Below are 9,889 nucleotides of genomic sequence, written 5' to 3'. Positions count from 1 at the left end.
TCCCAAGACCAGGCACCTCGTTTCAGGCGTGGTTTCCGGCGTCGGCGGCTATGGCAACGCGTTCGGCGTGCCGACGGTCGGCGGCGAGGTCAATTTCGATGCCCGCTACAATGGCAACATCCTGGTCAACGCCTTTGCAGCGGGCCTTGCCAAGACCGATGCGATCTTCCTGTCCGAAGCCAAGGGAGTCGGCCTGCCGGTCGTCTATCTCGGCGCCAAGACCGGCCGCGACGGCGTCGGCGGCGCCACCATGGCTTCGGCCGAATTCGACGACAAGATCGATGAGAAGCGTCCGACAGTGCAGGTCGGCGATCCCTTCACCGAAAAGTGCCTGCTGGAAGCCAGCCTCGAACTGATGGCCTCGGGCGCCGTCATCGCCATCCAGGACATGGGTGCGGCCGGCCTCACCTGCTCGGCGGTCGAAATGGGCGCCAAGGGCGACCTCGGCATCGAGCTCGATCTCGACAAGGTGCCGGTGCGCGAAGAGCGCATGAGCGCCTACGAAATGATGCTTTCGGAAAGCCAGGAGCGCATGCTGATGGTGCTGCGTCCGGAAAAGGAAAAGGAAGCCGAGGCGATCTTCCACAAATGGGGGCTCGACTTCGCCATCGTCGGCAAGACCACCGACGATCTGCGCTTCCGCGTGCTGCACCAGGGCGACGAGGTTGCCAACCTGCCGATCAAGGATCTTGGCGACAAGGCTCCGGAATATGACCGGCCGTGGATCGAACCGAAGAAGCCGGCGCCGCTGGCCGCCAATGATGTTCCGCAAGCCGATGTTGCAGACGCGCTCCTGAAGCTGCTCGGCGGTCCCGACCTGTCTTCGCGCCGCTGGGTGTGGGAGCAGTATGACACGCTGATCCAGGGCAATTCGCTGCAGCTTCCAGGCGGCGATGCCGGCGTGGTGCGGGTCGAAGGCCATGCGACCAAGGCGCTCGCCTTCTCGTCCGACGTGACGCCGCGCTATTGCGAGGCCGACCCTTACGAGGGCGGCAAGCAGGCGGTGGCCGAATGCTGGCGCAACTTGACCGCCACCGGCGCTCTGCCGCTGGCCGCAACCGACAACCTCAATTTCGGCAACCCGGAACGGCCCGAGATCATGGGCCAGCTGGTCGGTGCCGTGAAGGGCATCGGCGACGCCTGTCGTGCGCTCGAATTCCCGATCGTCTCCGGCAATGTCTCGCTCTACAACGAGACCAACGGCCAGGGCATCCTGCCCACCCCGACCATCGGCGGCGTCGGCCTGATCGCCGATTGGTCGAAGATGGTGCGGGCCGGCTTTGCGGCCGAGGGCCAAATGATCCTGCTGGTCGGCGCGCCGGCGTCCTGGGGAACGCATCTCGGGCAATCGGTCTATTTCAGGGACATACACGGCCGCACGGATGGACCGCCGCCGCCGGTCGACCTCGAGCATGAAAAGCGCGTCGGCGACCATGTGCGCGCGCTCATCGCCTCCGGCATCGTCACGGCGGCGCATGACGTTTCCGATGGCGGTATCGCGGTGGCTTTAGCCGAAATGGTGATGGCGTCCGGCATCGGCGCCACCGTTCCCGGCCTTGTCGGCACCGACCCGATCCCGGTCTGGTTCGGCGAGGATCAGGGCCGTTATCTGCTGACGCTGTCGATCGACCCGCATGGTGACGAATGGGACGCCATTCGCAAGCAGCAGGGCGAGCTTGGCATCTTCGCGCCGTGGATCGGCTCCACAGGCGGCAGCGCGCTGAAGCTTGGCGACGCCAGGGCAATCCCGGTCAGCGAACTCTCCTCGGCTCACGAAGGCTGGTTCCCGCGCTTCATGGATCAGGCTAGTTGACCACACTGGCTGCCCGGGCGCTGCTTGCAGTCGTTTTCTGGCCGTCGCTGTTCTTCTTCTGGTTCCTGGGACCGTTCGTCTTTTTCCTGCTGTCGACAACCTCGAGCGAGGTTTGTATGCGGCTGGAAACACGTGCGGAGTTCCTTGCCGCGGCGAACGGCGCCGTCCCGATGCTGGCGCTGCAGAACCTCCTCTACGCGGTCCCGATCATCTGCCTGGTGCTCTGGGGCCGCCTTTTCCCGGATCCGGCACGGGCAAGGCACATCGTCACCTGCGTCAAGCTTTTCGCCGGCACGGTGGTCGTGGGCGCGTTGTGGGAGTACGGCTCGTCGCTCATCTGCGACGGCCATGGCCAAGGGTTCTTCTCGCCGGCTTGGCAAATGACGAGCTATCTCCCCATTGTCAGCCTGCTGCTCAACGCGCCGCTCTATGTGCTTGCCTTCAGCCTTGGCCGCGCTTTCTCGACACGCGAGGACGTTGCCGAGGATGAAGCAAGCCCACCGGCCTAGTCTTTCTCTGAAGCCGTGTGGCCGTTGGCGGGACAGAACGGCTTCAATCCGGACCGGAAAGGCTTTAGGCTCACCCGACTCTCATCTTATGGCCGGCTACCGGCCGCTCGAAACAGGATTTTGCCATGGCAATGGATGCCCACGACATCGAAAAACTGATCAAGGACGGCATTCCGGACGCCAAGGTGACGATTCGCGATCTCGCCGGCGACGGCGACCACTATGCGGCCGAGGTGGTGGCCGAGAGCTTTCGCGGCAAGAGCCGCGTCCAGCAGCACCAGATGGTCTATGACGCGCTGAAGGGCAATATGGGCGGCGTGTTGCACGCATTGGCGCTGCAGACCAGCGTTCCCGACTGACCCTTAGCGCTTGGCCCAACACGGCTCATCCTTTGCGCCATTTCAGCCACGGCGCGGCTAACGTCTTGTTTCGAGCAATCGTTGGGTTTATTTGAAGGGTATGTTTCGAGCCTGACTCCCACAGGCGGGAAAGGATATTCCATGAGCAGCATCAACGACTACATTGACAATGAAGTGAAGGGCAACGACGTCGTCCTTTTCATGAAGGGCACACCTGGTTTCCCGCAATGCGGATTTTCCGGCCAGGTCGTCCAGATCCTCGACTATATCGGCGCCGACTACAAAGGCGTGAACGTCCTGGACTCGGCTGAACTGCGCCAGGGCATCAAGGAATACTCCAACTGGCCGACGATCCCTCAGCTCTACGTCAAGGGAGAATTCGTCGGCGGTTGCGACATCGTGCGCGAGATGTTCCAGGCGGGCGAGCTGCAGACGTTCCTCGTCGAGAAGGGCGTCAGCGTCAAAGGCGCCGCCTGATTTCTGTTTTGTGCATGCCCGAAATCGACGTTGATTTTCGGGCATCGAGCACCAGGCACCGGGGCAACCTCACCTCGGCAATTTTCATGTCCTGACCCCAGGACCAGGACGAGCCAATGCGCCGGCCCGCCGGCGCATTTTCGTTTGAAAGATCGGACTTGCCGTGGACCAGCCAAAACCAGCGCCGCAATCGGCAAGCAAACTGCCCATTCCGCGCTGGGAGTTCATCGCTCTGTGCGCGGCACTGATGGCGCTGAACTCGCTGGCCATCGATATCATGCTGCCGGCTCTGCAGCAGATCGGCGCCTCGCTCGGCGTCGAAAATGAAAACCACCGGCAGTACGTCATAACGGCCTACATTCTGGGCTTCGGTGGCGGGCAGCTGTTCTTCGGGCCGATCTCGGATCGCTTCGGACGTCGCGCACCACTGGTCGCCGGGCTGGTGATTTATGTCGCCGCGGCTGCGGCCGCCGCCGTTGCACCAAGCTTTGAAACACTTCTGCTGTGCCGGGCCGTGCAAGGCATCGGTGCAGCCGCCACTCGTGTCATCGCGGTCTCGATCGTGCGCGATACGTTCGACGGCCGGCGCATGGCCGAGGTGATGTCGCTGATCTTCATGGTGTTCATGGCGATACCGGTCATTGCTCCCGGCATCGGCCAATTTATCATGCTGTTTGCGACCTGGCATTGGATCTTCGTCACCATGGCCGTCGGTGCGCTGCTCGTCTCGGCCTGGTCGCTGCTGCGCCTTCCTGAAACGCTGCATCCCGAACATCGCCGGCCGCTGACGCTCAACTCCATTGTCGGCGGGTTTCGTATCGTTCTCACCAACCGCATTGCGATCTGCTATGCCTTCGCCAGCACCTTCATTTTCGGCGCCATGTTTGGCTTCATCGCTTCGGCGCAGCAGATCTATGTCGACATTTTCAAAGTCGGCGAGATGTTCCCGGTCATCTTTGCCGGGGTTGCGGGCGTGCTCGCCTTCTCCAACTTTCTGAACTCGCGCCTTGTCGGTCGCATCGGCATGCGCCGCCTGTCGCAGAGTGCGTTGCTGCTGTTCCTGGTCATCAGCCTTGCCTGGCTGGTGATTTCGCTGGAGATGAAGATGCCGCTCTGGCTGTTCATCACCTTCTTTGCCTGCGCCATGCTTCCATTCGGTGCGCTCGGCGCGAACTTCAACGCGCTGGCCATGGAGCCGCTCGGCCAACTGGCCGGCACGGCTTCGTCGATCCTCGGTTTCATGCAGACGTTTCTCGGCGGCATTCTCGGTACGCTGATCGGCCAGGCCTTCAACGGCACGGTGACGCCGCTGGCCGCCGGCTTCTGCAGCGTCTCGGTCGCCGCGCTGCTGATGATCTTCATCGCCGAGCGCGGCAAGATGTTCCAGCCACAGAACCCGCCCGTTTCAGGGCACATCACCGACTTGCATTAGGACGCACCTTCAAGGGCTGCCGTGAACCGAGGGGCAAGCATGCGCCCCGCAATTGCTTCGCCCATGCTGTCCGAAAAGTGCAATGGCAGAGCGTCATCGAGTGCCCTGAGGATGGATGCCACGAAGGCCCGGCTGCGCTGGGCATCGGTTCCCAGATCGGAATATGTGGCGCGAGGTTTGCCGATCAGCGTGCCGTTGCGGCGAAGCGAGAACCGCAGCGTGAGGGACATGCCCGCGGTTCCGGGTGGCGGCTTCCAGCAGGCATAGATCGCGTCCGACATCTCCTTTATCGTGTCGACGGGATCGGTACTGCGACAGCTGCGCTCTTGCGACCTTGCTTCCAGGGAACTGGCGAACAGACCGGCGGCAAGAGCCGCCGCGACAAATGCAAACCGAGGTTTCATTCGAGAGCCTCCGGATTTGCGCGAGATTGTACTGCTTTCGGCTAACGCAGCAATCGATCCTACTGCGCCCAGAGCTCGCGGCGCAATTCGTGCCAGCTTTCCTTGTCTGGCGCGACAAGCAGGCCGCCGCCGAGATGCGAGGGCAGATAGGCGCTGCCGTCGAAGCGCGCCGCATGGCCGCCGGCCTCGGCATGGATCAGCACGCCGGCCAGGTGGTCCCACGGCATCAGCTTGTTGTAGACGACGAAGTGGGCATGGCCGCTCGCCAGCAGGCGGTATTCGTGCGCGGCGCAGCGATAGGCGAACTGCGACAGGATCTTGGTCTGGTTGCGCGCCAGCCGTGTCCGTTCCGGCTCGGCCATATATTGCCAGGAGACAGAGCCGGTCATCTCCGAGATCGGCGCGGGTACCGCTACATGCACCTTCTCGATGCTGCCGTGCGCATGCCGGATATGGCTGCCGGCACCCCTGGCGCCAATCAGCCAGTCCTTGCCGACGGGATCGTGGATGATGCCGGCGACGGTCTCGCCCTTGACCACGACCGCCAGCATGACGCCGAACAGCGGCACGCCGGAGGCGAAATTGAAAGTACCGTCGACCGGGTCGATGACGAAGGCCAGATCGGCATCGCCCAACCCGTTTAAAAGCGCTGGATTGTCGGAACAGGCCTCCTCGCCGACGACCATCGCTGAGGGATACCGCTCGCGCAGCCGCGCGGTGATCAGCCGCTCGGCATTGACGTCGGCTTCGGTCACCAGGTCGGCGGCCGACGTCTTCTGCCTGACATCGCCATCGCCCAACCGGCGAAAGCGCGGCATGATCTCGGCCAGTGCCGCCTCGGCCAGAATGCCGGCCAGCCAGTCGATCGCGGTGTCGTCAAATGTCATCGGCTTGCCTTGTGGTGAGGGTCTTGAGGGCAGCGAAATCGAACAGCTTTCTGTCGAGCAGATGCGATGGCCTGCTGTTCGACAGCGCGCGCAGCATCGTATCCTTGCGGCCCGGCATGCGCTTTTCCAGGTCCTCGAGCATCGCCTTCATGGCATTGCGCTGAAGACCTTCCTGGCTGCCGCAGAGATCGCAGGGAATGATCGGGAATCGCATGGCGGCAGCGAATTTTTCCAGATCGACCTCGGCGCAATAGCTCAAGGGCCGCAGCACCATGACGTCGCCTTCGTCATTGAGCAGTTTTGGCGGCATGGCGGCGAGACGCCCGCCATGGAAGAGGTTCATGAAGAAGGTCTCGAGAATGTCCTCGCGATGATGGCCGAGCACCAGCGCCGAGCACCCCTCCTCGCGTGCAATGCGGTAGAGATGGCCGCGCCTGAGACGCGAGCAGAGCGAGCAATAGGTGCTGCCCGCCGGCAGCTTGTCGGTGACGACGGAATAGGTGTCCTGATATTCGATCCGGTGCGCAATGCCGTGGCTGTCGAGATAGTCCGGCAGGATATGTTTGGGGAAATTCGGTTGGCCCTGGTCGAGATTGCAGGCCAGAAGATCGACCGGCAAGAGCCCGCGCCATTTGAGGTCGAGCAGCACCGCGAGCAGGCCGTAGGAATCCTTGCCGCCCGACAGCGCTACGAGCCAGCGCTGGCCGGGCTTGACCATCGAGAAATCCTCGATCGCCTGCCGGGTCAGCCGCAGCAGCCGCTTGCGCAGTTTGTTGAACTCGACCGAGGACGGCACGTCGGCGAACAGCGGATGGAAACCGCCTTCGCTGTCGGCGACCAGCGGATGGAAACCGCCTTCGCTGTCGGCGACCGGTTCGAGCGTTTCAATGTCTGGAAGCATGTTCATGGCATGTCGCTTTCAATGGCCCAGAGCGCCGGATTAGCGGACATGACCGACAAAGAAAAGGCCGCCTCGACGGGCGGCCTTCGCAGGATGTCGCAGAACGCGCTCGTTTAGCGCGAATAGAATTCGACGACCAGGTTCGGTTCCATCTGCACGGCGAACGGAACGTCCGCCAGGCCGGGGATGCGCGAGAAGGTCGCGACCATCTTGTTGTGATCGGCTTCGATGTAGTCCGGCACGTCGCGCTCGGCGAGACCGACCGCTTCCAGAACGATGACCAGCTGCTTGGACTTTTCGCGGATTTCGACGACATCGCCCGGCTTGCAGCGGTACGAGCCGATGTTGACGCGCTTGCCGTTGACGTTGACGTGACCGTGGTTGACGAACTGACGGGCGGCGAAAATGGTCGGCACGAACTTGGCGCGGTAGACGACCGCGTCGAGACGCGACTCGAGCAGGCCGATCAGGTTCTCCGAGGTGTCGCCCTTGCGGCGGTCAGCCTCTTCATAAACCTTGCGGAACTGCTTTTCCGAAACGTCGCCATAGTGCCCCTTCAGCTTCTGCTTGGCGCGCAGCTGCAGGCCGAAATCGGAAAGCTTGCCCTTGCGGCGCTGGCCATGCTGGCCGGGGCCGTATTCACGCTTGTTGACCGGGGACTTCGGGCGGCCCCAGATGTTTTCGCCGAGACGGCGGTCGATCTTGTACTTCGCGGATTCGCGCTTGCTCATCGCATTCCCTTTTCAAAACAACACACCCGGAACCTCATGGTCCGGGTGAAGGAAACGCGCCCTCCTCTGGCCTCCGTTTTCGAGACCTGACAGGGTTTTCCCACGCAACGCGGCGGAAAACCCACGGGACACGTCAGTTCAAACAAGATAGTAGAATTGGATTTCCACGCATCTTGCGCACATAAAGAAAACCACCGGGCATTGCGGCCCGGTGTTAGCGCGCTGATTAAACGGAGATTTAACCGGTGTCAAGCTTGTGGCTGGCGTAGGCCATGGCGACGATATAGCGTCTCTGGGTTGAGTACAGTGCCGGATGTGGCGGGAGGTTGCGCCAGCGGCATCAGGAAGGGACCGGAGCAGAGGAGCTACATTCGCATGAAGAAATTCTTCCTTACCCTGACAGGAGCCGCTGTGTTGGCGGGATCCATGGCGGTCATGACACCGGAGCCGGCTGAGGCCAGGCATTGGCAAGGGCACCGGCACCACCAGGCTTGCCGCATCGTGATCAAGAAGAAAATTATCTGGCGGCACGGCCACAAGAAGGTCATCCGCTACAAGATCAAGCAGTGCAGAGGGCGCTGGTAGGCTGCAATCAGGCGGCCGACATCATTTCGAAGCCTGCGGTTTGGCCGCGGGCTTTTGATTCCGGCTCGTGTTCTTCGGCGTTTCCCTTGAACGGCGGACTGCACTCTAGCCTTTCGACTTCTTCTCCGGCAGGCCCTTGCGCTTCGTCTCGGCGAATTCCTCGAGCTGCTTTTCGCTCATCGATTCGTACATTCCCTTGGAAGCGCCCTGGAGTTCGCTCTTCTTGGTCTCGCCGCGCTTGGCCGACAGAGCCGCGCCGGCGGCTTTCTGCTGGGCTTTCGAGGTGGCTGGCATGGCTCTTTCTCCCGTTGGCATCAGGAGAAAAACGCAACGACTGCCGTGATGTTCCGCTTCGCAATCACGACATCGCCAACCCGAACCCCTGCATCAGGCGGCGGGTGGGGAAATCGGCTCTTTTCGATGTGAAGACGGCAAGGTCGGGCCCTTCAGGCAACATCTCGCCACGACCGCTCGGATCGATGTCGGCGAGAAGCGACAGCGCCCGGCGCGCGATCGCTTCGGCGGGGTCGAGCCAGTCGACCGGCCAAGGCGCCGTCTTGCGCATACGATTGGCCAGAAAGGGGTAGTGTGTGCAGGCGAGCACGACGATATCCGTACGCAGCGCATCACGTTCGACGAAGCATGGCGTGATCTCGGCGCGCACCGCCTCCTCATCGACGAAGCCCTCACGCATGTAGATCTCAGCCAGTCCCGCCAGCCTGTCGCTGCCGACCAGGCGGACATGGCATTTCTGCGCCCATTTGCTGATCAGGTCGCGCGTGTACTGGCGCTTGACGGTGCCAGGCGTCGCCAGCACCGAAACCAGCCCTGAGCGCGTGCGTTCCGCCGCCGGCTTGATCGCAGGCACCATGCCGACAAAAGGATGCTCGGGAAATCTGTCGCGCAGCGCGTCGATCACCAACGTCGAGGCGGTGTTGCAGGCGATGACCGAAATGGCCGGCGCAAACCGCTCAAGCAGTTTGCCGAACAATTCAAGGATATGCACCCTCAGCGCCGGCTCTTCCCAGGCGCCATAGGGAAACGCAGCGTCGTCGGCGACATAGATGAAACGGCGGTCGGGCATCAGCACGCGCGCCTCGCGCAGTACGGTGAGCCCGCCGATGCCCGAATCGAACATCAGGATCGGCCGCTCAGTCATTGTCGGTTCCTTTTCCGCCAAGCGGCGGTATGTCATCGTCCTTGCCGGCGCCGGCAAGGCGCGCCGCTTCCGCCTTGCGGGCTCGCGCGGCGGCCGCGGGCAAGCGCCGTGGATCATCGCCAGGGGACCCGTCGCCGCGCGGCATCGCCGGCGAAAACCTGTCGAGCGACGAGATGATGCCGCGCAGCACCTTCAGCTCCGGTTCGGCAAAACCGGCGCGCGTCAGCACCGCACGCAGATTGTCGATCATTTTCGGCTTCTTCGGTGCCGGCCGGAAATAGCCGCGCGCTTCCAGTGCGCCTTCGAGATAGGCGAACAGGCCGTGCAATTCCTCCTTGCTTGCCGGCTTCATGTCCGGGCCGGAAAAATTGGTCTTGGTCTCGTCTTCCAGGCCGGACTTCATCCATTCGTAGGACATCAGAAGCGCGGCCTGGGCGATGTTGAGCGACGAGAAATCGGGATCGACCGGGAACGTGACGATCTCGTCGGCAAGGCCGACCTCGTCATTGTAGAGGCCGAAGCGCTCGCGGCCGAACAGGATGCCGGTGCGCTGGCCCATTGCGTGACGGGTCCGAAGCATCCTGCCCGCCTCCACCGGCCCGCGCACGGATTTGAAGCCGTCGCGCTGCCTG

The 9,889-nt window shown here is 62.6% G+C and carries 13 protein-coding genes; 6 read left to right on the top strand and 7 right to left on the bottom strand.

From position 1 onward, the window contains the following. From purL to EN969_RS05645, 5 genes are all read left to right on the top strand, one after another. Positions 1–1,813 (top strand): phosphoribosylformylglycinamidine synthase subunit PurL (purL, locus tag EN969_RS05665; RefSeq protein WP_127419017.1); only part of this gene is annotated, 1,813 nt, incomplete at its 5' end. Then, positions 1,810–2,322 carry a hypothetical protein gene (locus EN969_RS05660; RefSeq protein WP_024504561.1) on the top strand — a complete coding sequence of 171 codons (513 nt, stop codon included), beginning with the start codon at positions 1,810–1,812 and terminating at the stop codon, positions 2,320–2,322. The genes purL and EN969_RS05660, both read left to right, overlap by 4 nt. A gap of 125 nt (positions 2,323–2,447) precedes the next feature. Then, positions 2,448–2,681 (top strand): BolA family transcriptional regulator, encoded by a 234-nt coding sequence (locus tag EN969_RS05655; protein WP_010909092.1) that lies wholly within the window; start codon positions 2,448–2,450, stop codon positions 2,679–2,681. A 141-nt stretch (positions 2,682–2,822) separates the two neighbouring features. Beyond that, complete coding sequence (gene grxD, locus EN969_RS05650; RefSeq protein ID WP_063167818.1) at positions 2,823–3,158, top strand: Grx4 family monothiol glutaredoxin; 336 nt, start codon at positions 2,823–2,825, stop codon at positions 3,156–3,158. A 163-nt stretch (positions 3,159–3,321) separates the two neighbouring features. Beyond that, positions 3,322–4,590, top strand: coding sequence for a multidrug effflux MFS transporter (locus tag EN969_RS05645; protein ID WP_082826441.1), 1,269 nt, complete (start codon positions 3,322–3,324; stop codon positions 4,588–4,590). Here EN969_RS05645 and EN969_RS05640 read toward each other — a convergent pair. The 4 genes from EN969_RS05640 to rpsD all read right to left on the bottom strand — a co-directional run bounded on the left by EN969_RS05640 (position 4,587) and on the right by rpsD (position 7,513). Beyond that, the gene (locus tag EN969_RS05640; RefSeq protein WP_063167817.1) at positions 4,587–4,994 is read right to left on the bottom strand and encodes a hypothetical protein; all 408 of its coding nucleotides are present in this window, start codon (positions 4,992–4,994) and stop codon (positions 4,587–4,589) included. The genes EN969_RS05645 and EN969_RS05640 overlap by 4 nt on opposite strands. A 59-nt stretch (positions 4,995–5,053) precedes the next feature. Beyond that, positions 5,054–5,881 carry an inositol monophosphatase family protein gene (locus EN969_RS05635; RefSeq protein ID WP_013532140.1) on the bottom strand — a complete coding sequence of 276 codons (828 nt, stop codon included), beginning with the start codon at positions 5,879–5,881 and terminating at the stop codon, positions 5,054–5,056. After that, on the bottom strand, positions 5,871–6,788 hold the full coding sequence (ttcA, locus tag EN969_RS05630) for a tRNA 2-thiocytidine(32) synthetase TtcA (RefSeq protein ID WP_063167816.1): 918 nt from the start codon (positions 6,786–6,788) through the stop codon (positions 5,871–5,873). The genes EN969_RS05635 and ttcA overlap by 11 nt, the downstream gene beginning before the upstream one ends. A gap of 107 nt (positions 6,789–6,895) precedes the next feature. Beyond that, positions 6,896–7,513 (bottom strand): 30S ribosomal protein S4, encoded by a 618-nt coding sequence (rpsD, locus tag EN969_RS05625; RefSeq protein ID WP_013532142.1) that lies wholly within the window; start codon positions 7,511–7,513, stop codon positions 6,896–6,898. 375 nt (positions 7,514–7,888) lie between these two features. Here rpsD and EN969_RS05620 point away from each other — a divergent pair, with 375 nt between their 5' ends. Continuing rightward, positions 7,889–8,098: a hypothetical protein gene (locus EN969_RS05620; protein WP_013532143.1), complete on the top strand. Its 210-nt coding sequence runs from the start codon at positions 7,889–7,891 to the stop codon at positions 8,096–8,098. Between the two features lie 105 nt (positions 8,099–8,203). On the opposite strand, the gene EN969_RS05615 is transcribed toward EN969_RS05620, so the two are convergent. The 3 genes from EN969_RS05615 to EN969_RS05605 form a co-directional block, all read right to left on the bottom strand. Continuing rightward, entirely contained in the window at positions 8,204–8,392 is a 189-nt protein-coding gene (locus EN969_RS05615; protein WP_013532144.1) for a DUF3008 family protein, read from the bottom strand. 64 nt (positions 8,393–8,456) lie between these two features. Beyond that, complete coding sequence (gene murI / locus EN969_RS05610; protein ID WP_013532145.1) at positions 8,457–9,257, bottom strand: glutamate racemase; 801 nt, start codon at positions 9,255–9,257, stop codon at positions 8,457–8,459. Beyond that, positions 9,250–9,889 (bottom strand): TrmH family RNA methyltransferase (locus EN969_RS05605; protein ID WP_127419016.1); only part of this gene is annotated, 640 nt, incomplete at its 5' end. The genes EN969_RS05605 and murI, both read right to left, overlap by 8 nt.

The organism is Mesorhizobium sp. M7A.F.Ca.CA.003.01.2.1 (assembly GCF_003998945.1).
Lineage (GTDB): Bacteria > Pseudomonadota > Alphaproteobacteria > Rhizobiales > Rhizobiaceae > Mesorhizobium > Mesorhizobium ciceri.
This window is presented reverse-complemented; position numbering and strand designations above follow the sequence as displayed.